We start from the raw sequence: 26,406 nt of genomic DNA, 5'->3' as shown, positions 1-26,406 counted from the left end.
TCCAGACGCGTTGTTGACACCACGACCGTTCACCGACCAGTTCTCGTCGTGCGGGACCCGGACTCACTGGCTCTAATGGCAGCGTTGTGGTTGTGCCTGGTCGGATGGGGTATCTAGCGATGGCCGATCTGCTGTGGGTGGTGCTGTTGATCGTCTCGTTCGCCGCGCTGGTATTGGTGCTGCGGGGATGTGAGCGGCTGTGAGCGCGTCCGAGATGCCTGCCGATGTCGCTGGTGGCGTACTCGCACTGCTGCTGATCGGGTACCTGTTCGTCGCGCTGATCCGCCCGGACCGGTTCTGATGCCGGCGGGCCTGGCGCAGGTGGGGCTTCTGCTCGTGGCGCTGGCCGCGGTGTACGCACCATTCGGGCGATATCTGGCGCATGTGTATTCCAGTCACGAGCACTGGCGGATCGAGCGGGCGCTGTACCGGTTGGTGCGGGTCGACCCCGATTCCGAGCAGCGCTGGAGCGCCTACGCCGTCGGCGTGCTGGGGTTCCCGTTCGTGTCGATCGTGCTGCTGTACCTGCTGCAGCGCCTGCAGCCGTGGCTACCGCTGAGCTTCGGGCGTGGCGCGGTCGATCCGGGGATCGCGTTCAACACCGCGGTCAGTTTCGTGACGAACACGAACTGGCAGTCCTACGTGCCCGAGGAGGTCATGGGGCACACCGTGCAAATGGTCGGCCTGACGGTGCAGAACTTCGTCTCCGCCGCGGTCGGGATGGCGGTGGCGATCGCGCTGGTGCGCGGTTTCGCCCGGGCCGAGGTCGATCGGGTCGGCAACGTGTGGGTCGACATCACCCGCGGCGTGGTCCGGGTACTGCTGCCGATCTCGTTCGTCGCGGCGATCGCGCTGGTGGCTCTGGGCGTCACGATGAGCCTCGCCGGGGGCATCGAGGTCACCGGCCTGGACGGGCAGACCCATACCCTCGCGACCGCACCGATCGCCGGTCAGGAGGCGATCAAGGAGCTGGGCACCAATGGCGGCGGGGTGCTGAATGCGAACTCCGCGCATCCGTTCTCGAACCCGAACGGTTCGTCGAACCTGCTGGAGAACTTCCTGATGCTGGTGATTCCGGTCAGCCTGACCCGCACGTTCGGGATCATGGTCGGGGATCGCCGCCAGGGGCACACGATCCTGGCCGTGATGGGCGCGCTCTGGGTGATCGTGCTCGGCGTCGTGTGGTGGGCCGAGACGCATCCCAATGGTCCGGCGACGGTGGCGGCCGGGGCGGCGATGGAGGGCAAGGAGACCCGCTTCGGGATTCCGGCATCGGTGCTGTGGGCGGTCAGCACGACCGGGACCTCCACCGGGGCGGTGAATTCGATGCACGACAGCTACACCGGTCTCGGTGGCGGCGCGCTGATCCTGAACATGCTGCTCGGGGAGGTCGCGCCCGGCGGGGCCGGGGCCGGGCTGTACGGGATTCTGGTGCTCGCGGTGATCGCGGTGTTCCTGGCCGGGCTGATGGTCGGCCGGACGCCGGAGTACCTGGGCAAGAGGCTGGGACGGCGGGAGGTCACCGCGGCGGCGATCGCGATCCTGGCCATGCCGGCAGTGGTGCTGCTGGGCAGCGGGATCGCACTGGCCCTACCCGCGACTGCGGATGCCATGAACAACAGTGGTGCGCATGGGCTTTCGGAGGTCCTCTACGCCTATGCCTCGGCCGGCAACAACAACGGCAGTGCTTTCGCCGGGCTGACCGTGACCAGTGGGTTCTTCCAGTCCACCCTCGGCGTCGCGATGCTGCTGGGGCGCTTCGTGCCGATCATCGCGGTTCTCACCCTCGCCGGATCGGTGGCGAACCAGAAACGGGTGGCCGCGTCGGCGGGAACGCTGCCCACCGATGGCCCGTTGTTCGCCGGTCTGCTGACTGGCACCGTGATCCTGGTGGCGGCGCTGACGTTCCTGCCGGCGCTGGCGCTCGGTCCGATCGCGGAGGCGTTGGCATGACCACCACGGAATCCGGGGAACATCCACGACGCGATCCACTGGACGCGCGACAACTCCACGCCCGGCGCACCGGGCGCACCGTGACGGCCGGGGCGTTCTCCCCGCGCCAGCTGTGGACGTCGCTGCCGGATGCGCTGCGGAAGCTCAACCCGCGCCATCAGCTGCGCAACCCGGTCATGTTCGTGGTGTGGGTGGGCTCGGTGCTGGTCACCGTGCTGGCCATCGCGGACCTGGCCACGGGGGCGAGCGCCAACGGCGGGTTCAGCATCGCGGTGGCGGTGTGGTTGTGGTTCACCGTGCTGTTCGCCAACCTCGCCGAAGCCGTGGCCGAGGGCCGCGGCAAGGCGCAGGCCGACCACCTCCGCAAGATGAAGAAGGAGGCCACGGCACGGCGCCTGCTGCCCGACAGCGGGGAGGAACAGGTCCCGGGCACCTCGCTGAAGGTCGGTGACCTCATCGTCATCGAGGCGGGCGAGCTGATCCCGGGTGACGGGGACATCGTCGAAGGAATCGCGACCGTCGACGAGTCGGCGATCACCGGTGAATCCGCACCGGTGATCCGGGAGTCCGGCGGCGACCGCTCGGCGGTGACGGGCGGGACGACCGTGCTGTCGGACCGCATCGTCGTGCGCGTCACCAGCAAGCCCGGTGAGACGTTCGTGGACCGGATGATCGCGCTGGTCGAAGGCGCGGCGCGGCAGAAAACGCCGAACGAGATCGCTTTGACGATCCTGCTGTCCACGCTGACGATCATCTTCCTGCTGGCCGTGCTGGCGTTGCAGCCGATGGCCGGCTACTCCGGGGCGTTGCAATCCGTCGTGGTGCTGACCGCGCTGCTGGTGTGCTTGATCCCGACGACGATCGGCGCGCTGCTGTCGGCGATCGGCATCGCGGGCATGGACCGGCTGGTGCAGCGCAACGTGCTGGCCAAGTCCGGCCGCGCCGTGGAGGCCGCCGGCGACGTGGACACGCTGCTGCTGGACAAGACGGGGACCATCACCTACGGCAACCGGCAGGCCACCGAACTCATCCCGCTGGGCTCTTCGGACCTTCGGGCGCTCGCGGAGGCCGCGCGGCTGTCCAGCCTCGCCGACGAGACCCCGGAAGGCCGCAGCATCGTGACCCTCTGCGCCGAACGCTACGGGCTCAGCGCGCAGGCCACGCAGCCGGAGCAGGCCGGCGAGTTCGTGCCGTTCTCCGCGCACACGCGGATGAGCGGCATCGATCTCAACGGCCGTCAGATCCGCAAGGGCGCCGCCGGTTCCGTGCGCGCGTGGGTCGGCCAGCACGGCGGCAGCGTCCCCGACTCGATCACCGACATCGTCGACGGCGTCGGCCAGGACGGCGGCACGCCGCTGGTGTGCGCCGAACTGGTCGACGGCCAGGCGAAGGTGCACGGGGTCATCCGGCTCTCCGACGTCGTCAAGCCCCTCATGGCCGAACGGTTCGCGGCGCTGCGTGCGATGGGCATCCGCACGGTCATGATCACCGGCGACAACCCGCTGACCGCCAAAGCCATCGCCGAGGAAGCCGGGGTGGACGACTACCTCTCGGAGGCCACGCCCGAGGACAAGATGGCACTGATCCGCTCCGAGCAGGAGGGCGGCAGGCTCATCGCGATGACCGGCGACGGCACCAACGACGCCCCCGCGCTCGCCCAGGCGGACGTCGGCGTGGCGATGAACACCGGCACCACGGCCGCCAAGGAAGCCGGCAACATGGTCGACCTCGACTCCGACCCGACGAAGCTCATCGACATCGTCGAGATCGGCAAGCAGCTGCTGATCACCCGCGGCGCGCTGACCACCTTCAGCATCGCCAACGACCTCGCCAAGTACTTCGCGATCCTGCCCGCGATGTTCGTGGCGATCCACCCGCAGCTCGACGCGCTGAACATCATGCGACTGGCCACCCCGGCCTCCGCGATCCTGTCCGCGGTCATCTTCAACGCCCTGATCATCGTCGCGCTCATCCCGCTCGCGCTGCGCGGCGTGCGCTACCGCCCCACCACCGCCGCGGCGCTGCTGCGGCGCAACCTGCTCATCTACGGGCTCGGCGGCATCATCACGCCGTTCCTCGGCATCTGGCTCATCGACCTGCTGATCCGCCTCATCCCGGGAATCGGGTGACCACCATGCTCCTGCGCCAGACGCTGGCCGGTCTGCGGCTGCTGCTCGTGATGACCGTGATCACCGGGATCCTGTACCCGCTGGTCGTCTGGGGCATCACCCGGCTCCCGGGACTGCGTGAGCACGCCGAAGGGTCCGTCGTCACCCAGCACGGCACACCTGTCGGATCGGACCTGATCGGAGTGGACCTCGTGGCCGCCGACCCGGCCCGCGACCCCTACTTCCACACCCGCCCCTCAGCCTCGTCCGACACCTCCCTCGGCCCCGGCAACCCGGCCACCTCCGGTGGCTCCAATGACGGCGGAGACAACCCGGACCTGCTGGCCGCCGTCGAACAGCGACGCGCGGCGATCGCTGCCCGGGAACGCGTCGTGCCCGAGATGGTGCCCGCCGACGCGGTCACCGCCTCGGCCAGCGGCGTCGACCCGCACATCAGCCCCGCCTACGCCGCACTCCAAGTGCCCAGGGTCGCCCGCAACAACGGCCTGTCCGAGCACCAGGTCCGCGCGATCCTCGACCAGCACACCGGAGGGCGCGATGCCGGGTTCCTCGGCGAACCCACCGTCAACGTGCTCCGGCTCAACCTCGGCGTGGCCAACGCAGCACGCCGTTGAGCCGAACGGCGTAGGACACTGGGCGTGTGACCGGAAGCACACCCAAGCGCCGTGGGGAGCTGCGCATCTACCTCGGCGCGGCTCCCGGCGTGGGCAAGACCTACGCCATGCTCGGCGAGGCCCACCGGCGGCTGTCGAGGGGCACCGACGTCGTGGTCGGATTCGTCGAAACCCACGGCCGAGCCAAGATCGCCGAACAGCTGGAAGGGCTGGAGGTCGTGCCACGCCGGACGCTGGTCCACCGCGGCGTCGAGTTCGGCGAGATGGACATCGACGCCGTCCTGGCCCGCAACCCCGAGGTCGCCGTGGTCGACGAACTCGCCCACACGAACGTGCCCGGCTCCCGCAACACCAAGCGCTGGCAGGACGTCGAGGAACTCCTGGAAGCCGGGATCACGGTGCTGTCCACGGTCAACGTCCAGCACCTGGAAAGCCTCAACGACGCCGTCGAACGCATCACCGAGGTCCGCCAACGCGAAACGGTCCCGGACGAGGTGGTCCGCCGGGCCGAACAGATCGAACTCGTCGACATCACCCCCGAAGCCCTGCGGCGGCGGATGGCCCACGGCAACATCTACCCCGCCCACAAGATCGACGCAGCCCTGAGCAACTACTTCCGCACCGGCAACCTCACCGCCCTGCGCGAACTGGCCCTGCTCTGGGTCGCCGACCGGGTCGATGACGCCCTGCAGCACTACCGCGCCGAAAAGCACATCACCGACACCTGGGAAGCTCGCGAACGCGTGGTCGTCGCCGTCACCGGCGGCCCGGAAAGCGAGACCCTCATCCGCCGCGCCCGACGGATCGCAGCGCGCGCCGGGGCGGACCTGCTCGTGGCCCACGTCCTGCGCAGCGACGGACTCGCCGGCGCCTCGCCCGGCAGCCTGGCACGGGTGCGGCAACTCGCCGAGGACGTCGGCGCGACCTTCCACACCATCGTCGGCGACGACGTCCCCGAAACGCTCCTGGACTTCGCGCGCAGCGTCGACGCCACCCAGCTCGTCCTGGGCACCTCCCGGCGCCCCCGCTGGGCACGAACGTTCGACGAAGGCATCGGCTCGTCCACCGTCCAGAAATCCGGGCCCATCGACGTGCACATGGTCACCCACCCCGAAGCACCCCGGGGACTGCGGTTCCCGCGCCTGTCCCGCAATCCGATTCCACCCTCGCGCCAGGTCTGGGGATGGGTGCTGGCCGCGCTGGCACCCGCACTGGTCACGGCTGCCGCGGTCAGCGTGCCGGAGCACCTCTCGCTGGCCAACGCCGTACTCGGCTACTTCCTGGCCACCGTGATCGCCGCTGTGGTCGGCGGAATCGCCCCCGCCGTCATCACCGCACTGCTCGGCGGTGGACTGCTCAACTTCTTCCTGACCGAACCCCGCTACACCCTGGCCGTCGCCGACCCCCAGAACGTCGTCACCGTCGTGATCATGATCCTGGTCGGCCTCATCGTGGCCGTCGTGGTCGACCGCGCCGCCCGGCTGGCCGAACAAGCCACCCGGGCACGCACCGAGGCCGCCTTGCTGGCGTCCTACTCACGCACCGTGCTCACCCACCCCGACCCCCTCCGGCGACTGCTGGAGAAGGTCGTGGAGAACTTCGGGCAGTCCTCGGCCGCGCTGCTCGAGCGAACCGACGGCCGCTGGCAGCTGGCCGCCTCGACCGGCCCCGACCCCTGCGGCCAGCCCGCCGAATCCGACGTCGACATCGAGATCAACCCCGACGTCCACCTCGCGCTGCGAAGCCGAGCAGACGGCGCGACCACCTTCCAGACCGCCGACCGCATCGTGCTGGAAGCAGCCGCTGGCCAAGCACTCGTGGCACTGCAACAACAACGCGCCGCGCAAGAAGCAGCCACAACCCAACGCGAGGCGGACGCCGCCCGACTGCGCACCGCCATCCTCTCCGCAGTCGGCCACGACCTGCGAACACCGCTGTCCTCGATGAAAGCCACGGTCGGCACGCTGCTCTCCCCCGACGTCGAACTCGCCGAATCCGACACGCACGAGCTGCTGACCGGCCTGGACGAGTCCATCACCCGACTCATCAAGCTGGTCAACAACCTGCTGGACTCCTCCCGGCTGGCCACCGACGCCGTGACGCCTCACCTCCAACCGGTCACCTACGACGAGATCGTCGCGCAGGCCCTGGCCGAAGTGGACCACCAGCACGACATCACCGTCGACATCGACGAACAGCTCACCCCGGTGCTCGCCGATCCAGGACTGCTCGAACGGATCGTGGCCAACGTCCTGCACAACGCCGTCGCGCACGGCCGAACACCCGGCCACGAAGCCGACGTACTCGTCCAAGCCAGCGAATACGCCGGAAAAGCCGAACTGCGCATCATCGACCACGGGCCGGGCCTGCCGAAATACGCCGCGGACACGCTGTTCGCCCCCTTCCAGAGGCTCGACGACCACAGCCACACCGGCATCGGACTCGGCCTGCACGTCGCCAAAGGATTCACCGAAGCCATGCACGGCGAAATCCGCGCCGAAGACACCCCAGGCGGCGGCCTCACGATCGCGATCTCACTCCCCACCGCAGCGGGCTAGCGGTCGACTGCCCTCCCCGGACAACATCATCAGGGGCCCATCGGCGCGCTGGAACGGACACCACGGTCTTGCGCGCACAGGCCGGGGAACTTCTGCTCGGCGGCACGGCTCCACGGCGGTCTGCGCAACCGGATTTCTCCTACGTGCCAAGGTCTTTCACTACTGCTGGCGAAACTACCTACTGGTTGCTCGAGTGCTGCAGGAAGAGCACGGACGGGTGCTCGGGATCGTGGAAGATCTCCTGATCGGCGGCGTGCATGGTGGTCCCGAGCGGTTCCCCGGTGCCGAGGTTGCGGGCGTAGCGGGGGTGGGCACCGCTGGAGACCTGCAGGCGAATCCGGTGCCCCTGGCGGAACCGGTGCGCGACCGGCCACAGCTCGACCGTCGCCACCCGAACTCCGTCCACGGCGGTCGGCTCGGTGTCCAGGCGCACGATGCCGTCGCTGAGGTTGGTGGAGCGGCCATTGGGGGCGACGTCGCACAGCCGGGCGAAGACGTCGGTGTGCAGCCTGGTGGAGCGGAGATGGATCTCCGCGGTGACCGGCCCGATGATCTCGCGATCCCCCGACAGCGGCGGGCTGGTGAACGCCAGCACGTCCGGTCGCGCTTCCAGTCGCCGGTTGTCCTTCGGCCCCGCGAAGACGGCCACCACGCTGCCGCCGAGCGACGGCGTGGGATCGGCGGGATCGTAGCGGTATCGGCTCGGCGCGGAGGCGACGGGCGGATACGGGTCGAGCCCGCCGTCGGCGTGCAGGTACCAGGGTTCGGTGTCGCTGCCGGGCGGCGGCCAGTCGCCGAGCTCGGCCCACCTGTTCGCGCCGGTGACATTGAGGCGCACCGGCAGCTCCGGAAGTTCCCGATCACCGCGCAGGGCGTGGTCGAGCACTGCGAAGGTCTCCCGCAGGAAGCTCCGGGAGTTCAAGCCCCGCCCATGCGACCACGGCCCGACCAGCAGGTGGATCTGCCGACCGGTCTCGCGCAGGGCCGCGTAGTCGGCGAGCATGCCGGGCAGGAAGAAGTCGTACCAGCCGCCGGCGAGCAGCACGGTGGGCGGCATGCGCTTGACGTTGCGGCGGTGGTCCATGCGCGCCCAGTACTCGTCCGGCTCAGGATGGCGCAGCCATTCCTGGAAGTACGGGACGTGTCGGCCCACGGCTGCCCGGTCCGCGTCTGCGATGCCCGGAACCATGACGGCCCGCCGGAGTTTTCCGGGGCCGGTAAAGGAGTTCAGCGTCTGGCGCACCAGAGAGCCGCGGGTGCGGAACATCGTGTGCACCACCTGAACCCAGCCCAGCGCATTGCCGAACGCGAAGACCCCGCCGGGGTACATGAACGAGTGGTAGAACTCCGACGGCGCGTCCTGGATGATCGCCGCTTTCCACTCCGGGATCTCCACGCCGGCGAGTTCCCATTGCACATGGCCGAGATAGCTCGTCCCCCAGGTCGCCATCGCGGCGGGAAACCACGGCTGCGCCCGCAACCAGTCCATGGTCGCGGGCGCATCGCCGGGATCGATGGAGAAGCCGTCGAACCTGCCCCCGGAGTCCGCGGTGCCGCGCATGCTCTGCTGGAACACCTGATACCCCTGCCCGGCGATAACGCGTGCCAGCAGGGCATAAGCCTGGCGCCGCCCGTACGGCGTGCGAATCAGCACCAACGGCGCGCGTTCGGCACCGACCGGGTAGTACCGATCGGCCATCAACCGCACCCCATCGGGCATCGGCACCGCGATATCACGCTGTACCCGCACTACGGCTCGTGCCGCAGGAAGCCCGAGAACCCGCCGCACGGCAGCACTGAGCATCGTCACCGGAACTCCTTGACCGCTTTGGGCAGGGCGAGGAAACGGCGCATCAACCCGGTGGCAACGTGGCTGCTGGACAGCCGGAGCATCAACGACCGCGCACGCAAGGACGTGCTGTTCGAGGCGATGAACAGGCTCTTGAGCCGCTGGCCTTGCCGCCGCCGCCGTTCGGCCACGGGCCGCAGGAGCTCCTCCCAACGCTGGAGCGCCCGGGGCACATCAACCGGGTTGGCGTCCAAGACGTTGCCCAGCAGCTCCGCGCCGCCAAGAGCCAGCGAGGCGCCGTACCCGGCGAACAGGCTCACGCACCATGCAGAATCGCCCAGCAGCACCACCCTGCCGGAACTCCACCGGCCCATCCGGATCTGGCTCACCTGGTCGAAGAACACCCCGTCACCATCGCCCACAGCGTCCAGCAGCTCGGGCACGATCCACCCGAGGTCGCCGTAGCGGCGGCGCAACGCCGCGGTCGCACCTGCCGCCAAGTCGGACTCGGGCTGCTGGCTGCGGAAGATGAAGAACGCAGCCGACCGGGCGTCGCGCGGGTTGATGACGCTCACGCCCCGCCGCACCAGGCTCATGCTCACCCCGGTGCCGGGCGCGATCGCCGCTGGCGTGTCATTGAGCAGTTTGATCGCGATCAGGTCGCCGAAGTCGTAGCGAAAGTCCAGCTCCGGCCCGGAAATCAGCGAACGCACCCGCGAGTGCAGTCCATCCGCCCCCACCACCAGATCCGCCTCGACCGCAGTGCCGTCGCTCAACCGCACCGCCACCCCGCCGTCGCGCTGATCGATGTCCTCGACGGTCGTGCCGAACCGGAACTCCACCGCCGTGTCCAACGCCTCGTGCAGGACACGCTCGATATCGCCCCGGAACAACGCCAGCGCGCGATCGCCCAAGAGCGCATGCTGCGCCTGCGGATCCATCCTCGCCAGCGGCCGACCTGAGGAGTCGACGTGCACCAACTCGAACGGCTCCGGCTGGGCCGCGCGCAACTGCTCGACCACCCCCAACCGCTCGGCCGCGTCGTACCCAAGACCACCGAGGTTGAGCAAGTACCCGCCGCCACGCAACGCCGCAGCACGCTCGACCACCACGACATCCCAGCCATCGCGCCGCAGCCGAAGCGCGGTCGCCAAACCCGCGATCCCGGCGCCCACGACCAACACACGCCTGCAAGCCGACATGACAGACCCCTTTCCACACGGGTTCTTCCGTCACGCCGACCAGGCTTCCCGGCACACCATCGACACCACTCCGGGCGCGATGCACTCACGGTATCCTATGTTCAGAAATTTCTGAAGACTCCAGAAACACGGAGGCGCCGGTGCCCACGCAGCCGGACAGCAGGCACACCGCCGAACGGCTCGCCCTAGCGCTGACCCACAGCGGCATGCAGCGCATGCCCGCCCGGGCGCTCGCCGCCTTCCTGTTCACCAACGAAAACGCCCTCACCGCAGGCCAACTCGCCGACGAGCTCCAAGTCAGCGCCGGCTCGGTCTCCGGGGCGCTGAAGATGCTCATCACCGTGGGACTCATCGAACGCGTCCCCGCCCTGGGCAGCCGCCGAGAGCACTACCGCATGCGCGACGACGCCTGGGCCACGCTGTTCTCCCACCAGAACACCGTCGTGCGAACCATGCTCGAAGCCGCCGAAGACGGCATCGCCGCCACCGAAGCCGGCCCCGCACAGCGACGACTGACCCAGATGCGAGACTTCTACCAGTTCGTCCTCGGCGAGATCCCGGCACTCATCCAACGCTGGCAACAGGAATCCCGCTGAACCACCTCGATCAATAGCACCAACAGGCCTGCCCCAGCCTCGCCGAGACAGGCCAGGCCCGCGTTCTGCTGACGACCTTGCTCGACTCCGGGCAGCGGCGAGTGACGAACACCGGCAGCAGCAGGCCCGTCAAATGAAGCCAATCCCGGTCGAACTGCAGGAATCTCGATGCGTGCGGCCGCCGCACAACGGAACGAACCGACCCCAACTACTCCTTTGGTGCCAGCGCGAAAATCGACAGTTTGCGTTCGATCGACAGCACATGAGTACTGCATTCGGACCACCATCGATAATGCAAAACTACGTTTGACGAAGGTTGCACTCATCAACTAAGGTCACGTCTGCAACAAAATGTTGAAGCGTCGTTTCGGTGCGGTCAGCGACCGCCCCGAAAATGACGATCGGCGCCGAATCTCCCGGCGCCATTTCTCGTGTCCGATTTCCCGGCAGTCGGATCACGCAGGTTCCGCCGATCAGCGCGGATCCTCCGTGGCATTCGCTGTGCCGTAATGCACTCGCGAGCGCCGAAAAGAAACGACGATCGAGCGAAGGGAACGGACTTGCCGAACCAAGAGCCGGATTCCAGTGGCGATTTTCCTTTTCCCCTGCTGCGGCGCCGGGGTTTCCTCGCCGGGGTGGGCGCGGTGGCGGTACCCGCAGTACTCGGCGTGGGGACCAGATCGGTGGCGTACGCGACCCCGAGAGCAGCGACGCAGGGACGGCGCATCTACTACGGAACCGTGCTGCACTTCCTGCGTGACCCCGGCACGCAGCCGGATCCTGCCGCCTGGCAGCTGTTCGATCCGGGCGCACTGGTGGTCGGCGCCGACGGCCGCGTCGAGTGGGTCGGCCCGGAAGGCGAGGTGCCGCCGGAACTCGGCGACGGTACTCCCATCGACCACCGGGGCAAGCTGATCGTGCCGGGCTTCGTGGACGCGCACCTGCACGCCAGCCAGGTGGACGTTATCGCCAGCTACGGCGAGCAGTTGCTGCAGTGGCTGGAGAAGTACGTCTTCCCCGCGGAGAAGGCCTTCGCCGACATCGATCACTCCCGCATGATCTCCGGACTCTTCCTGGACACGTTGCTCGCTTCGGGCACCACGACCGCGACCGTGCATCCGACTGTGCACAAAGCTTCGGTGGACGCGTTCTTCGAGGAGGCCGAGAATCGGTCGATGCGGATGCTCTCCGGCAAAGTCCTCATGGACCGCGAGCCCTACGCGCCGCCGGATCTGAAGGATCCCAGCGTCGAACAAGCCGAGGCCGACACCCGCGAGCTCATCGGCCGATGGCATCAGAAGGGCCGGCTGACCTACTCGATCACGCCGCGATTCGCGCCCTCCTCGACCGAAAGCCTGCTGCAGATGGTCGGTCGGGTCTACCAGGAGATGCCGGACCTGTGGTTGCAGACGCACGCCGCCGAGAACAAGGAAGAGGTCGAGACCGTCAAAGAACTCTTCGGCGGCCGTTCCTACATCGACGTCTACGACCGATACGGGATGCTGGGGAACCGGTCGCTCTACGCGCACAGCATCTACATCGACGACCAGGACCGCACTCGGTTGTCGCAGAGCGGTTCGACCATCGCGTTCTGCCCGACTTCGAACCTCTTCCTCGGCAGCGGGCTGTTCGATCTCGACGCCGCGCGCGCCGCCGGCGTGCGGGTCGGACTCGGCACCGACATCGGGGGCGGCACCAGCTACTCGATGCTGGCCACGTTGAACGAAGCGTACAAGGTCCTGGCCCTCCAGCAGCAGAAGTTGTCCGCCATGCGCGGCTTCTACCTCGCCACCCTCGGCGGCGCCGAGGCGTTGTACTTCGAGGACCGCATCGGGAACTTCCAGACGGGCAAGGAAGCCGACTTCGTCGTCCTCGACTGGGCGGCCACGCCGGTGCTGAAGAGACGGACCGAGGTCACCGCTGACTTCCAGGAGCGCCTGTTCGCGCTGATGACTCTCGGCGACGAGAGAGCGGTCCGCGCGACCTATGTGCTGGGGCAAGAAAAGTACAGCAACACGAACCAGATCGCGGTGCCACCGCGGTGAGCTGGAGCGGCGGCGGGGCCCGATCCCGCCGCCGCTCCCGACCGGTTCAGGTTCGGGCGCGTCGGACCAGTTGCCCATCTGCGTGTCAGAGAGTTCGGCGCTGTCATCCGCGCTTCACCGCGAGCCGCGACCACGACTTGCGGCATCACCCAGAATTCCGGCTTCCTCGAAATTCCACCCGTCGAGTCAGAAGGACGCACAACCAACCCGAACTGACCGATCGCGATCCATCTCCATCGGATCGTGGAATATCGGAACGTATGGCTGCCCTCCCCCTCCCGCCCGCCGGACGAGGTGGCATCGCGAACGCCCACCCGCGCTGAATCGATTGCCCACGCCGATCACAGATCCGGACAAGACAGCTCGCCTCGGCGGCATCCTCCACGAGTGCGAGCATGCGACTTGACCTGCACAGATGAGATTCTTCGGCAAGGTCGAGGTGCTCCGCGTTCTCCTTCTCACGCGACTCGCCCGCACTCAGCGCGCTGGCAGCGATCGGGTCGCCACCCGCTGCCATGGTGGGCGTCGGCTCGACCGCGTTCCTGGTGCTCGAGCGGACGCTGGGCACCCTCCAGCGTCGCGGGGCGGTGTCGTAACCAGTATCCGAAGAGCATATCCCGGCGTTGACAACTGGAGGAAACAGACAAGATCGATTGAGTATTTGTTCGTTCACGACAATGGGCGCGGCCGGAGCCTCGGCCATCATTGGTCTGGAGCGGCGGTGTCGAGCCACGGAGGGCGGGTCATGGCGATATCGCAGACATCCATCCGTCGTGGTCCGCGGACCACGTCCTCGATCGGCGCGCGTCCGGCCGGCCATGCGACCGCCTGGACGCCACCGACGGTGACCGCCCTCTCCCAGCCGATGCGGCGTTGCGGCTCGTGGAAATCCGCAGACTGGTATTACCAAGATCAGCGACCCCACTGAGCGAACCGCCGATTCCGGCACTGCAGGCCCGCATACGCTGCCGCACTGAGACGTGTTCCGACCTCCTCCGCGTCGCGGAGGGTCGATCAACGAAGCGCAGACACGCGCTGCGATGCACGCGCGGGATATGGCTAGCGCCACCGGCCTCGCACAGTGAGGTCAACGCGACATCCGCGACGCCGAACGCGTTCTGGCGACCAAAGATCCGCGACCAAACCGACCAATCGAAATGAGGAGAATTCCATGACCACGACTCAACGCCGCTGGCTGACTCAGAACGCTCACGACCGGCTGCGGGAAGAGCTCGTAGAACTGCTCGCCCACCGTTCTGCCGGTTCTGGGGACGGCGACGGCACGGTCGACAACGAGTCCGACCAATTCGTGGATGAGGGGCATCGGCGCGCCCGCATCCGCCAGATCCAGGAGTTGCTGCACAACGCGGTGGTCGGTGAGGCGCCACCGGACGACGGGGTTGCCGAACCCGGCATGGTCCTCACCGTCCGTTTCGACGACGACGAGACCGAAACGTTCCTGCTCGGTGCGCGCGACGGAGCCGACTTCGACGGGCTTGCGGTCTGCTCGCCCGAGTCACCTCTCGGGGCCGCGCTGGCCGGGGCCAGGCAGGGCGAACAACGGACGTACAACGTTCCCAACGGCGGCACAACACAAGTGACGCTCCTGCGGGCGGTGCCCCACGGGCAACACCGTCCGTAGACGCCCGGTCAATGCGGCAGCACACGCCCGGGACCACGCCACCAGCACAGAACAGGCGGCGGCCGTGGTCTCGGCAGTGCGACGTCGCAGGCGAGACGCGCAGGCGAAGCGGCTGACCGAAGAGCGCGACGCCGTTCGCACGTCATCATGGCCAAACGCGCTGAAGTCAACTCATCCATACTGGTTGGGACAGGTTTCGGCGACTGCTTTTTCGTCCGGCCTCCGGGTGCGAAGCCATGCCGCTGTCTGCGCCACTCCGCTGTGCACGCTGATCTGCGCTTCCCAGCCGAGGAGTCGGCGCGCCTTCTCGACCGAGGGCCAGCGCCGCTGGACGTCCACCTCGAACGACGGCACGTGCTCGAGGGCGAAGCGCTCCGGATCATTGCCCGCCGCGATCCAGCAGATGCGGGCGATCTCGGACACGGTCAGTTCCTCCGCGGCGGAGATGTTGAAGTCCTCGCTGAGCCCGGGCCGGCGATTCGAGCGCCGTCACGATCCCGTCGGCGATGTCGTCCTGGGCGATTCCGAAGGTGTTCCACGGGTCGACGACCACGCAGTCTGGCTTGGCCAGCTTGAAGATCGACTTGAGTGGCTCCAGGCCGTCGAACGCCGAGTGGTTCGCGGCCACCACAACCGCGTCGGCGTCTCTGACGGCCTCCTCGAAGCCCAGGGTGGGTGTGGCGACGAATGGGTCGTGCACGGCCACGTCGGCGAGCTCGCGCTCCAGCAACCTGATCAGCTTGTGCGCCAGAGAATCGCGTTCGTCGTCGGTGTCGCGCTTGAATGCGAGCCCGAGCACCGCGATCTTGCGTCCGACGAGGGGCCCGATCCGCCGCTCGATGCCCTCCACGAGGAAGTGCGGGACGGACTCGTTGACCCGGGACACTGCCAGCAGCATCCCGGGGGCATTGGAGCGCTCCTCGCCACCGCGGTGAGCTGGAGCGGCGGCGGGGCCCGATCCCGCCGCCGCTCCCGACCGGTTCAGGTTCGGAGTTCTCGGTGAGCCTCCTATCCCCCGAATCGGTTGTCGGGTTCCAGAAATGGGCCGCGTCATCGCGCCGCGCGGATCGCCGCCGAAATGCGGTCCACATCGGCCCGTTCCTGCTCAGGTAGCGGCGCCCCCGCGCTGTCCCGCTCCGCCGCGGCGGCCGCCAACAGCTGCCGGGCCCGCTCGGCGTTCCCGGCGAGGACGGCGGCTCCGGCGAGCCCTTCCAGCGCGAGGGCGACCGCGCGGGGGTCGCCGGTGTCCCGGGCCACTGCCAGGCCTTCTTCGTGGAGCTCGTGCGCCTGTTCCGGATCGCCGCGCAGTTCGGCGATGAAGCCCAGCTCAGCGAGGCTGTGCGCGATGCCCGGCGCGTAGCCCACTGATCTGTTCCAGTCCAGCAATACCCGGATGTGCCTTTCGGCGTCGTCGAGCCGACCCTCACGTCGGGCACCGAGGCCGAGTCCGGCTTCTGCGAAGAACCGGCCGGTCACGTGGCCCTTGCTGGCCGAGAGATCGCGGGCACGCTCGTGCAGCAGCCGCGCCTGGTCCAGATCACCGGCCAGCAGGGCGAGCCTGCCCAGCCCCGACAGCATGTCGGCCACCTGCGGCCACAGCCCGAGTTCTTCGGCCCGGCGCAGGCCGTCGCGAAGCAGGCGCGCCGCTTCGGCGTAGTCGCCGATGACCTCGGCCCGCCGGGCGAGGAGGCCGGCGGCCCGAAGCTGCCCCCACCGATCACCGAGATCGGCGAAGATCCTGGCGCTTTCGGTCGCGTCACGCTCCATCGTCGCAACATCACCGCGCAGCAAGGCGTGGTGGGCGGTGCTGCTCGACGCCGCGGCCATGCCCCATTCATCCCCGGCTGTGCGGAATCCGGCCAGGGCGCGATGCGCAAGCGTGTCGCCGACCGATTGGTCACCACCGCCGAGCAATGCCTCCGCCAGCAGCCATTCGGTGAACGCACGGCCCGCCGGATCGTTCACCCGGTCGAATCCGGCCAGCCCGGCATCCACCAGCGCGGTCCGGTCCGAATCGCTGCCGCTGAGCAGCATCAGCGCCGACCGCCAGCCGTTGGCCCGCGCCCGCAGGGCCGAGGCGGGATCGCCGGGCGTGCTCAGCGCCGCGTCGAGCAGCCGGACACCGTCGGCGAGCCGCCCGCGCAGGAACCAGTACCAGGCCAGCGCGTCGACGAGGCGGAGCGCACCGCCGGAATCACCGCGACGCACCGAATCCTCCACGGCGGAGCGCAGATTCGCGTACTCGGTGTCCACCACCGCGAGCCACCGCCGCTGGTCCGCGCTGCGCAGCCGGTCGCGCGCTCGTTCGGCGAGGGTCGTGTAGTACTCGTTGCGCACCTCTCGGACCAGGTCGGCCTCGCCGGTCTGGACCAGCCGATCCGAGCAGTACAGCGCGACCGACTCCAGCAGCCGGTAGCGCGGTCCTTCCTCGGTGTCGGTCATCGCGACGAGCGACCGGTCCACCAGGCGGGCGAGCAGGTCGAGGATTCGTCCGCGAGGCAGCTCCTCGCTCGCGCAGATGTGCTCGGCCGCGGCCAGCCCGAAACCGTCGGCGTGCACCGAAAGCCTTCTCAGCACGGCCTGTTCCGGTTCGGTCAGCTGCTCCCAGCTCCAGTCGATCACCGCGCGCAACGTCTGCTGGCGACGGGGCGCGCCCCGGTGTCCGGCGACCAGCAGCTCGAACCGGTCGTCCATCCGAGCGGCGAGTTCGCGGACCCCGAGCGCCCGCACTCGGGCGGCGGCCAGCTCCAGCGCCAGCGGAATCCCGTCCAGCCGGCGGCAGATGCCGGCCACGGCTGCGGCGTTTCCGGCATCGATGGTGAAGCCGGGAGCCGCGGCGGCGGCTCGGGCGGTGAACAAGCGGACGGCGCTGAACTTCGGCAACGCCTCGGCACCGCTATCCGCGGGCGAGTGCGGCAGTTCGAGTGCGGCGACCGCGTACAGGGCTTCACCGGATACGCCGAGCGGTTCCTGGCTCGTCGCCAGCACGCGCAGTCCCGGCACCGATCGCAACAGCCGCTCGGTCAGTTCGGCGACCTCGGCCACCAGGTGCTCGCAGTTGTCCAGGACCAGCAGGACCCGTTTGCCGTCCAGCGCGGCGATCAGCTGGTCGACCGGACCGGCGCTGGACCGGCCGTCGTCGCGGAGGCCCAGCACCGCGTGCACCGTGTCCACGATGGCGGTGTGCGAGGAGGAGCTCTTGTCGATCCCGGCCAGCTCGACGAACCACACGCCGTCGGGGTGCTCAGCGATCAGGGCGCGTGCCGCCTCGACTCCCAGCCGGGTCTTGCCGACGCCGCCGGGCCCGATGAGGGTGACCAACCGGTGCTCGCCGACCAGCGCGCACACGTCGCGCGTCGCTTCGGCCCGGCCGATCAGCTCGGTCAGCTGGCCGGGCAGGTTCGTTGGAGTGGTGGCCGGGCGGGGCGCGATCAGCGGGTCCTGCTCGAGGATCGCCTGGTGCACGGCGACGATCTCGGGGCCCGGATCGACGCCGAGCTCGGTGCGCAGCCGCTCCCGCAACTCGGTGAAGCCGGCAAGCGCCTCGCTCTGCCGCCCGGCGCGGTACAACGCACGAAGGTGCGCTGCCCGCAATCGTTCGCGCAGCGGATGCTCGGCGATCACGGGCGCCAATTCGCCGACCAGCTCGGCGTGTTCGCCCAGTTCGAGCAGCGCTTCGGCCCTGGCCTCCACCGCGGACAGCCGGAGTTCCGTCAGCCGGGCCGCTTCGACCGCAGCGAACTCCTCGTCGGCGACCTCGGCGAACGCGGCACCGCGCCAGAGACCGAGCGCGGTGCTCAGGGCGTCGGCCCGAGATCGGGCATCCGCTCCGCCGGTCCCGAGCAACTCCTCGAACCGGCCGGCGTCCACCGCGTCGGCCAGGACGTCCAGGCTGTAGCCCGCGGCCCGCGACACCACCAGCGTGCGGGCGCTCGGCTCGGCGGCGGCGAGAGCACCACGCAGCTGCGAAACCTTGACCTGCAGCGCGGCAGGCGCATCACGGGGCGCCCGCCGCGGCCACAGCACGTCGATGAGCCGGTCGGTCGACACCGAACGTCCACGGTGGACGAGGAGAACGGAGAGCACCCTCAGCACCTGTCCGGCCGGGATCGTGACCGGCTCACCCTCATCCGTCCACGCCATCATCGGGCCGAGCACGCCGAACCTCATATCCGTGACGATACGGTCCCGCCCGAGCGCCGTGTAAGGAGCGCGGTAGGGCGGCTGTAGGAGAGCTGTAGGCCGCTCCGGCGAAGGTCGTGACCACACGACGACAGCCGGAAAGGCAAATCCCATGCAGACGACGGACTCCTTGCGCGTGGCGATCATCATCGGCAGCACGCGGGCGCAGCGATTCGGCCCGACGGTGGCCGAGTGGTTCCACGACCACGCGATCAAGCACGGTGGGCTCGACCTGGACCTGATCGACCTCGCGGAGACCGGGCTGCCCGACGTCCTGGGCCACCCCAACGACGCCGTCGACGCCTTGGCGCCGCGCCTCGCCCAGGCCGATGCGTTCGTCTTCGTCTCGCCCGAGTACAACCGCGGCTATCCCGCCTCGCTCAAGACCGCTATCGATTCCTACGTCGACGAGTGGAAGGCGAAGCCGGTCGCCATCGTCTCCTACGGCGGCGTCTCAGGTGGCTTGCGGGGTGCCGAACAGCTGCGCCAGGTGTTGGGAGAACTGCACGCCGTCACCATCCGCGACGCGGTGAGCTTCCACTCGTGCTGGAACAAGTTCGACGACAACGGCCGGCCGCTGGACATCGACGGTGCAGGTGCCGCCGCGACGGCGCTGCTCAACCAGCTCACCTGGTGGGCCCGCGCGCTGCACGCCGCCCGCATCGCCCAGCCGTACCCGTTCTGAGCCCGGAAGGAGGCACCGATGTTGAAACGACCGGCGACAGCCCTGGCCCTGCTGGCCTTCTCCAGCCTGATCACCTCGCTGGACTTTACGATCATCTACGTCGCCTTACCCGATATCGCCCGCGACGTGGGCTTCTCCGCCCACTCCATGCAGTGGGTGGTCAGCGCGTACGCCATCTTCTTCGGCGGCCTGCTGCTGCTGGGCGGACGGTCCGCCGACCTGCTCGGCAGGCGGCGGATGTTCGTGCTCGGGATGGTGCTGTTCGGCGCCGCGTCGCTGCTGGGCGGATTCGCCACCACCACGACCGCCCTGATCGCGGCGAGGGCGCTCCAGGGGATCGGCGCGGCAGTGCTGTTCCCCGCGACGTTGTCACTGGTCAACACCATGTTCGCGGAGGGGAAGCAGCGGATCCGAGCGCTCGCGGTGTGGGCGGGGGCCGGTGCCGGCGGACTCAGCCTCGGGGCGCTGCTCGGCGGGGTGCTGACCAGTGCGTTCGGGTGGCAGGCGGTGTTCTTGGTCAACGTTCCACTCGTGATCGCCGGAACGGCGGCGGCGTTCCGGGTGCTGCGCGCGGACGGTCCTCGCGACCGTGGGCGCTTCGACGTGCCCGGCGCGCTCACCGGAACCGTGGGCACCACCCTGCTGGTGTTCACCGTGGCGCAGGGACCGGAAACCGGGTGGACCTCGGCACCTGTCCTGGGCGGTGGCGCGCTGGCGGTGGTGCTGCTGGCCGCGTTCCTGGTCATCGAGGCACGCAGTGCCGGCCCGCTCATGCCGTTGCGGCTGGCACGCAAACTGGCCCCGGTGCTCGCCGTCATCTTCGTGTTCGGCGCGACCATGCAGAACGTCGTCTACTTCCTCACGCTGTTCCTGCAGAACGTGTGGCGGTACAGCGCACTCGTCACCGGACTGGTCTTCCTGAGCCTTTCGGCGGTCATCGCGGTCGCGAACTTCACCGCCGAGCGGCTCATCGTCCGGATCGGAATCCGCACCACCCTGATCAGCGGTCTGCTGCTCGGCGCGGTGGGCGGTGCGCTGCTGGCCGCGGGGATGGTCACCGATGGCTCCTACTGGACGATCCTGACCGGGATCCTGGTCTACGGCGCGGGGATGGGCACCGTGTTCCCGACGGTGTTCGCCGCCGCTGGAACCGGTGTCGCCGAGCAGGAGCAGGGCAGCGCCGGTGGGCTGGCCAACACCTCCATGCAGGTCGGCACCGGCGTGGGGCTGGCGGTGCTCGTCGGTATCGCGAACGCCGGTTCGGCCGGGCTGGACGGTGACGCATTGCGGATCGCGACTGCGGACGGTCTGCGCACCACGGTCGTCGTCGCGGCCGCGCTCACCCTCCTCGGTCTGCTCGCCGCGGTGCTCCTGCCCAGCCGTCGAACGGTCAACGCGGACAACGACACCACAGCAGCCGAACCGGTCGCGGCTGCCTGAACACCCCCTGGTCGGGAGAGAAGGCGAGGAGAGCATGAGCACACCGACACATCCGTCCTACCGGTGGAGCGGTGAGGACCTGGACTTGGACGCCTACCTGGCCCGGATCGGCTTCGAGGGTGACCGCGCGCCGACGGTGGCGACGCTGCGCAGGCTGGTCTACCTGCACACCACGACGATCCCGTTCGAGAACCTGGAGATCGTCCTCGGCCGGCCGGTGCTGCTGGACGTGAAGTCGATGCAGGACAAGATGGTTCGGCAGCGCCGGGGCGGATACTGCTACGAGAACAGCGCGTTGTTCGCGGCCGTGCTGGAAAGGCTCGGCTTCGGTGTCATCGGCCTGGGCGGGCGGATCTTCATCGGCCCGGACAACGGGCCGCTGCCCGCCACGCACGCGGTGCTGCGCGTGACCACCGCCGAAGACGATCGAGCCTGGCTCTGCGACGTCGGCTTCGGCTCGGGCCCGATGGAACCGATCGAGCTGACCCCGAGCGATGGCGAACTCACCATCGGCGGATGGCGGTTCCGGCTCGAACTCGGCGCGGACGAACTCGGCGCGCAGGTGGGGGCGCTGCACCACTTCTCCCGCAACGGCTGGCTGAACCGGCGCACGTTCACGATGACCCCGCAGTACCGGATCGACTACGAGGTCGGCAGCTACTACGTGTCGACGTCCTCCCATTCGCCGTTCACCACGCGACCCATCGCCCAGAAATTCCGCCCGGAGGTCCACCACCTGCTCGACGGCGTCACCTTGAACACCCAGTATCCGGACGGAACCGGTGAAACCCGCGACGTGGACCGAGCCGACCTGCCGGAGATCCTGTCCGAGACCTTCGACATCGACCTCGACGATGCGGACGCGACGCAGCTCGTCGAGCAGCCGTGGCCGGCGGACCAACGCCCTTGACCCGGTGCCGCCGGGCCGGGGCACTCCCGCCTGAAGGTCAGGCCGTGAGCGGTTCGGGGTGCTATAGCGCCCCGAACCGCTCACGGTCCGATGTGGACGTGGCCAGACCAGTAGGCGGGGTTTTCGGTTCGCGGGAGCGGAGTTGACCCCGACCATTGCTTCCACTCGAGCACCGGTCGGCCGGCGGTGCGCCGAAGACCTCGGATTCCCTTGAACGCGACGACGCCCGGAGCCTCCCCCTTCTTGGAGTGGCCTGACAGGCCCTCCCAGCCACCACTCCGTCCGGCGATGCTGGAACGGACGTTCTCGACCAGTGGCGATACGCTCACCAGGCAGAGAGCTTCCTGGTGTGTAGTAGCCACTTAACGTCCACACGAGTCGCGATGCTGGTCCCCATAGCAACAACTCTCCTCTCCTCACTCCCGGCGATGCGCAGCCCAAGCCTTGCCGGCGGTGCCGCTGGTGCTCTTCGGGCACAGCATGGGCTCGGTGGTGGCCTTCGAGGTCGCCCGCAGGCTTGCCGACGTCGAAAGCGCTCCCCCGCACGCACTGGTCGTATCGAACATCACCGCGCCCCACCGGCTGCACCGGCGCGACCCGCTTCCCGTCACAGACGACGGAGTGTGGGAACACTCCTGCAGCATCGGTGGTATCCCCAAGCCGATCTACCGCAGCAGAGTGCTGAAGAACATGATGGCGCCGACACTGCGCGCGGACTACGAGATGCTGAACCGCTACCGATGCGACCCGTCGCCGCAGATCAGCTGCCCTGTCACCGTGGTGCATTCCGACGGCGACGTGCTCACGACCTTGGACGATGCTTCGGCCTGGAATGAGTTAACGGTAGGCACGTATTCCTACCGAGGCTTCACCGGCGGGCATTTCTACCTCACCGAACAAGAAGCCCTGGTCGCCCGGCTTGTGTCCGAACTTGGAATCGGCCACACAGCCGGACAGCCGTGCCCCTCCAGCACGAGACGAGCTCCGCCGACCGCACGCATACCATCGAACCCGTGCACTGAATCCTCTGCGGATCGCAGGTGACGGCTTGCCGGAGCACCGAAAGTGCCCCGGCAAGCCGTCGCGACGCTTTGCTCAACGCGGCATGCCCGGTCGGGACGCAAAGCGCCCCGACCGGGCATGCCGAACTTCTCAACGCGCCGTCAGGCTTCCACCCAGCCGTTGCGCTGCGCGAATGCTACGAGCTGCTTGCGCACTTGGAGGATCTGCCCACCCGTCAGACCGGGCGCGGTCTCGATCAGCACATCTGTGATCTGCTGGGAGAACTCGGCCACCGGCAGAACGTCGCACAGCTCTTCATCGTCACCGCTGCGGGTTTCGTCCGCGACCTCCGCCGCCTGCGAAGCCGCGCCGAGCCGGTGCACAGCCACTGCCTTGGTGCCCTGAGTGCCGGGCATCGCCTCGAACCCGACCCGCATACCGCCGCGGAGATTCTGCTTGAGCTCCTCATCCAGAATGGACGCATGCAGGAATACGTCCTCGCCACCGGTATCCGGCGCGATAAAACCGAACCCTCTGGTCTCGTCGTACTTAACGATCTTACCCGTTTCCACCGCTTCAGCCTCGCAAACCGCTAGTGCACGCTTCCGCACCGCCAACAAATACATCCGAAGTATAGCTCCCCCTACGCGGAAAACAAAGGCCACAGCGCGCGACATCCACCACAATCCCGATGACCAAAAACGAGAACGCGATCACGGGCTATCTTGAATTGCCCGTGATCGCGTCACGTGCCGGTGCTCCTATGCGCGGTAAGGAGCCACCAGCAATCTAGCGGAACCCGGCTAATGATTCTCGTCGGTTTCCCCCAGAACCTGTGCCGCCTCCACCCGCTTGCGGACGAAGAACCAGCCGATCACCAGGGCTGCCACAAGCACCGGGACGCACAGCAACGTCACCCGCCCCGCCGGCACGTCGAACCACATCAGAACCGCGACGGACAACAGGAACGCGATCGTCACGACCTGAGTGATCGGCGAGCCGGGCAGGCGGTAGGTCGGTCGAAGTACCGCGCCGGTCTTCGCCTTGCGCACGAAGAGAAGGTGGCACAGCATGATCATGCCCCAGGTGGTGATGATCGCGATCGCGGCGAAGTTCAGCACGATCTCGAAGGCTGCGGCGGGGACAAGGTAGTTCAGCCCCACACCGAGCACGCAGACCGCGCCGGTGAGCAGGATTCCGCCGTAAGGAACCTGGCTGCGGTTCATCAGGCCAGTGAACTTCGGGGCGGAACCGGAGGCCGCCATAGACCGCAGGATGCGACCGGTCGAGTAAAGCCCCGAGTTGAGGCTGGACATCGCGGCGGTGAGAACAACCAGGTTCATCACGTCACCGACCGCGGGGACTCCGAGGTGGGACAGGACCGTGACGAAGGGGCTTTCGCCCTTCTGGTAAGCGTCCCACGGCAGCAACATCGAAAGCAGGATGACCGATCCGACGTAGAAGATGCCGATCCGCCACATGATCGAGTTGATCGCCTTGGGCATGATCTTCTCGGGGTCCTTCGTCTCCCCCGCGGCCACGCCGACCAGCTCGATGGCGGCATAGGCGAAGACGATTCCTTGGACTACGAGGATCAAGGGCATCAGGCCGTTGGGCAGCACACCGCCATTGTCGAAGATCAACTGCGGCCCGGGGACGGTGCCGTCGATCGGATGCGCCACGGCCAGCAGGCCGATTCCGATGACCATGAAGACGACCAGCGCACCGACCTTGATGATCGCGAACCAGAACTCCATCTCGCCGAAGAGCTTCACCGAGACCAGGTTCAGCGCAAGCACGATCACCAGCGCCGCCAGCGCCAGCACCCACTGCGGAACCGGGGTGAACAGGCTCCAGTAGTGCGCGTACAGCGAAATCGCGGTGATGTCGGCGATACCGGTGGTGGCCCAGTTCAGGAAGTACATCCACCCAGCGACGAAAGCGCCCTTTTCGCCCATGAATTCCCGCGCATAGGAAACGAATGCGCCGGACGACGGCCGGTACAGGATCAGCTCCCCCAGAGCCCGCACCACGAAGAAGGCGAACACACCACAGACGGCATACGCGATGGCCAATGCAGGACCGGCCTGCGCCAATCGCCCGCCCGCGCCGAGGAAAAGCCCGGTGCCGATCGCGCCCCCGATCGCGATCATGTTGATGTGCCTGGCTTTCAAGGACTTGCTGTAGCCCATGTCGCCGACATCGACATGCTCTCGCAGCTCTGGTCGGCCTTCATCCCGCACGGTTCGGTCAGTCACTCGATCCAACTCGTTTCCGGTGTCGTTTCGTCACACGCGAATATGACGCGCGGCCGATCCTCACGCTTGTTCCGCTCTTGGCGAATGAAGAGCAATGCTGACCCCTGGGTAGCTACCCGTCAAGAATTCGTTGCAAGGACGGGACTTCCGGGCAACCCCGATGGGGGCGTGGGGGCACCGCGGACGAGCGATTCCCGCGAGCAACCCGGTACACGATCACGCAGCTTCCTTGGTGCGCCGCGCGCCCGCCAAAGCATCCGGGCGCGGAGACGACACCCGCAGAAGCCGCACGGGTGGAAGCGTCGAACTGTGAACTGGGTCAACTTGTCCAGCCCGAAAGTGCACGTATGCCCTGAAGTATCGCGAAACGCGCGCTCGCTGCGTAGCTTCGAGGTCACGAGCCTGTTAGGTGGAATACATCGAGATCTGACCTGGACACGGCGTGAGCCGGCAAAGGCCGCGTACCCGCACTCGACTTCCACATCGGTGGCTCGCACGTCACGTCCCAGACTGACGCTGACAGAATGGCAATGCCCAGTGGAGGCGATCAACGTGAGTGACGTTCGGTGGCTGCCAGTGAACGGCGCCAGACACGCCATGCGCAAGGAGCAACATCAGCGTGAACTCGGGACCGAGGTCGTAGCGCTCTGCGGCGAGGTGATCACGCTGATCCGACCGAGTGAGACCGATTGGTTCTGGGACAGCTGCCCGGAATGCTGGTCCGCCGCCAAGATCATGAACAGCACGCCGACTTTCGCGAGGACCCTGCACCGCCTGTGAAACGCCGCACGACGATGTTGTCCACAGCGCCAGCTCCAGCGCGTCCAGCACCAGCGAGGCGTCCCGACTGGTGCCGGCTTTCCACCCCACGATCCGGCGGGAGAACACGTCCAGGACGAACGCAACATACACCGTGCCCGACCACGTCGGAACATACGTGAGGTCCGCAACCCACAGGGCATTCGGCCGGCCGGCGGCGAAGTCCCGGTTGACCAGATCACCGGCCCGCACACCGTCTTTCGCCGGGATCGTGGTCCGCTTGGGTGCGCCTCGCACGACACCGCTGATGCCCAGCTGACGCATCAGCCGCTCGACGGTGCAGCGAGCCACCTCGATGCCCTTTCGGCGATTCCCCGCCAGCACTCGATGGCTTTCTTCTCGCCCCGCAGCCGTTTGTACTTCGTGTGAATCCAGCGTCATCAATGCCTACCTGGCGCGTGCCTCCCTCGCTGTAAGACAGCTCGGACGCGCACGTTCGTCTCCCCTCTCTGGATCCCGAGCGGACACAGCACTCCCTGAACCTGCCCAAATAGGCATGTATTGATGATCGCAAGGGCACAGCCGCGGTCAAGCGGTATCGTCTCTGACGATAGAACCGTAAAAATTTGCCGAACTCGCGGC

The 26,406-nt window shown here is 67.9% G+C and carries 20 protein-coding genes and 1 pseudogene; 13 read left to right on the top strand and 8 right to left on the bottom strand.

From position 1 onward, the window contains the following. Positions 1-214: 214 nt before the first annotated feature. The 5 genes from kdpF to AC07EQ_RS18850 are packed head-to-tail and all read left to right on the top strand — an operon-like array spanning position 215 to position 7,254. Positions 215-301, top strand: a complete 87-nt coding sequence (gene kdpF, locus AC07EQ_RS18870) for a K(+)-transporting ATPase subunit F (RefSeq protein ID WP_478389363.1) — start codon at positions 215-217, stop codon at positions 299-301. Continuing rightward, positions 301-1,953 (top strand): potassium-transporting ATPase subunit KdpA, encoded by a 1,653-nt coding sequence (kdpA, locus tag AC07EQ_RS18865; protein WP_478389206.1) that lies wholly within the window; start codon positions 301-303, stop codon positions 1,951-1,953. Before kdpF ends, kdpA begins: the two co-directional genes overlap by 1 nt. Further along, positions 1,950-4,082, top strand: coding sequence for a potassium-transporting ATPase subunit KdpB (gene kdpB / locus AC07EQ_RS18860; protein WP_478389205.1), 2,133 nt, complete (start codon positions 1,950-1,952; stop codon positions 4,080-4,082). The genes kdpA and kdpB overlap by 4 nt, the downstream gene beginning before the upstream one ends. A gap of 5 nt (positions 4,083-4,087) precedes the next feature. Then, positions 4,088-4,696 carry a K(+)-transporting ATPase subunit C gene (kdpC, locus tag AC07EQ_RS18855; protein ID WP_478389362.1) on the top strand — a complete coding sequence of 203 codons (609 nt, stop codon included), beginning with the start codon at positions 4,088-4,090 and terminating at the stop codon, positions 4,694-4,696. A gap of 26 nt (positions 4,697-4,722) precedes the next feature. Beyond that, positions 4,723-7,254 (top strand): DUF4118 domain-containing protein, encoded by a 2,532-nt coding sequence (locus AC07EQ_RS18850; protein WP_478389204.1) that lies wholly within the window; start codon positions 4,723-4,725, stop codon positions 7,252-7,254. 178 nt (positions 7,255-7,432) lie between these two features. Here AC07EQ_RS18850 and AC07EQ_RS18845 read toward each other — a convergent pair whose 3' ends face one another. Together AC07EQ_RS18845 and AC07EQ_RS18840 are read right to left on the bottom strand one after the other, a co-directional pair. After that, positions 7,433-9,058, bottom strand: a complete 1,626-nt coding sequence (locus AC07EQ_RS18845; protein ID WP_478389361.1) for a CocE/NonD family hydrolase — start codon at positions 9,056-9,058, stop codon at positions 7,433-7,435. Positions 9,059-9,060: 2 nt separating this feature from the next. Then, complete coding sequence (locus AC07EQ_RS18840) at positions 9,061-10,245, bottom strand: FAD-dependent oxidoreductase (RefSeq protein ID WP_478389203.1); 1,185 nt, start codon at positions 10,243-10,245, stop codon at positions 9,061-9,063. 140 nt (positions 10,246-10,385) lie between these two features. On the opposite strand from AC07EQ_RS18840, the gene AC07EQ_RS18835 reads away from it, so the two are divergent. The 3 genes from AC07EQ_RS18835 to AC07EQ_RS18825 all read left to right on the top strand — a co-directional run bounded on the left by AC07EQ_RS18835 (position 10,386) and on the right by AC07EQ_RS18825 (position 14,528). After that, positions 10,386-10,841, top strand: coding sequence for a GbsR/MarR family transcriptional regulator (locus AC07EQ_RS18835; protein ID WP_478389202.1), 456 nt, complete (start codon positions 10,386-10,388; stop codon positions 10,839-10,841). 560 nt (positions 10,842-11,401) lie between these two features. Further along, the gene (gene guaD, locus AC07EQ_RS18830) at positions 11,402-12,886 is read left to right on the top strand and encodes a guanine deaminase (RefSeq protein ID WP_478389201.1); all 1,485 of its coding nucleotides are present in this window, start codon (positions 11,402-11,404) and stop codon (positions 12,884-12,886) included. Between the two features lie 1,171 nt (positions 12,887-14,057). Beyond that, on the top strand, positions 14,058-14,528 hold the full coding sequence (locus AC07EQ_RS18825) for a GreA/GreB family elongation factor (protein WP_478389200.1): 471 nt from the start codon (positions 14,058-14,060) through the stop codon (positions 14,526-14,528). A 171-nt stretch (positions 14,529-14,699) separates the two neighbouring features. On the opposite strand, the gene AC07EQ_RS18820 is transcribed toward AC07EQ_RS18825, so the two are convergent. From AC07EQ_RS18820 to AC07EQ_RS18810, 3 genes are all read right to left on the bottom strand, one after another. After that, on the bottom strand, positions 14,700-14,951 hold the full coding sequence (locus AC07EQ_RS18820) for a hypothetical protein (RefSeq protein WP_478389199.1): 252 nt from the start codon (positions 14,949-14,951) through the stop codon (positions 14,700-14,702). Next, positions 14,908-15,378 (bottom strand): UDP binding domain-containing protein, encoded by a 471-nt coding sequence (locus AC07EQ_RS18815; protein ID WP_478389198.1) that lies wholly within the window; start codon positions 15,376-15,378, stop codon positions 14,908-14,910. Before AC07EQ_RS18815 ends, AC07EQ_RS18820 begins: the two co-directional genes overlap by 44 nt. A gap of 200 nt (positions 15,379-15,578) precedes the next feature. Beyond that, complete coding sequence (locus tag AC07EQ_RS18810) at positions 15,579-18,698, bottom strand: BTAD domain-containing putative transcriptional regulator (RefSeq protein WP_478389197.1); 3,120 nt, start codon at positions 18,696-18,698, stop codon at positions 15,579-15,581. 124 nt (positions 18,699-18,822) lie between these two features. On the opposite strand from AC07EQ_RS18810, the gene AC07EQ_RS18805 reads away from it, so the two are divergent. From AC07EQ_RS18805 to AC07EQ_RS18790, 4 genes are all read left to right on the top strand, one after another. Next, positions 18,823-19,395 (top strand): NADPH-dependent FMN reductase, encoded by a 573-nt coding sequence (locus AC07EQ_RS18805; protein WP_478389196.1) that lies wholly within the window; start codon positions 18,823-18,825, stop codon positions 19,393-19,395. Positions 19,396-19,413: 18 nt separating this feature from the next. Then, positions 19,414-20,835 carry an MFS transporter gene (locus tag AC07EQ_RS18800; protein WP_478389195.1) on the top strand — a complete coding sequence of 474 codons (1,422 nt, stop codon included), beginning with the start codon at positions 19,414-19,416 and terminating at the stop codon, positions 20,833-20,835. Positions 20,836-20,869: 34 nt separating this feature from the next. Further along, positions 20,870-21,745 (top strand): arylamine N-acetyltransferase family protein, encoded by an 876-nt coding sequence (locus tag AC07EQ_RS18795; protein WP_478389194.1) that lies wholly within the window; start codon positions 20,870-20,872, stop codon positions 21,743-21,745. Positions 21,746-22,189: 444 nt separating this feature from the next. After that, the gene (locus tag AC07EQ_RS18790) at positions 22,190-22,789 is read left to right on the top strand and encodes a thioesterase II family protein (RefSeq protein ID WP_478389193.1); all 600 of its coding nucleotides are present in this window, start codon (positions 22,190-22,192) and stop codon (positions 22,787-22,789) included. A gap of 119 nt (positions 22,790-22,908) precedes the next feature. Here AC07EQ_RS18790 and AC07EQ_RS18785 read toward each other — a convergent pair whose 3' ends face one another. Then, positions 22,909-23,373: a cold-shock protein gene (locus AC07EQ_RS18785; RefSeq protein ID WP_478389192.1), complete on the bottom strand. Its 465-nt coding sequence runs from the start codon at positions 23,371-23,373 to the stop codon at positions 22,909-22,911. A gap of 177 nt (positions 23,374-23,550) precedes the next feature. Beyond that, positions 23,551-24,900 (bottom strand): amino acid permease, encoded by a 1,350-nt coding sequence (locus AC07EQ_RS18780; protein ID WP_478389191.1) that lies wholly within the window; start codon positions 24,898-24,900, stop codon positions 23,551-23,553. A gap of 54 nt (positions 24,901-24,954) precedes the next feature. Here AC07EQ_RS18780 and AC07EQ_RS18775 point away from each other — a divergent pair, with 54 nt between their 5' ends. Beyond that, positions 24,955-25,785, top strand: coding sequence for an HC3 family zinc finger protein (locus AC07EQ_RS18775; protein WP_478389360.1), 831 nt, complete (start codon positions 24,955-24,957; stop codon positions 25,783-25,785). 21 nt (positions 25,786-25,806) lie between these two features. Here AC07EQ_RS18775 and AC07EQ_RS18770 read toward each other — a convergent pair. Next, positions 25,807-26,133: pseudogene (locus tag AC07EQ_RS18770) on the bottom strand (DDE-type integrase/transposase/recombinase); the annotation flags it as partial. Positions 26,134-26,406 lie beyond the last annotated feature (273 nt).

It is taken from the genome of Saccharopolyspora sp. NPDC045839 (assembly GCF_056431645.1).
Note: the sequence above shows the minus strand (reverse complement) of the source record. Positions and strands in the feature narration are given on the sequence as shown.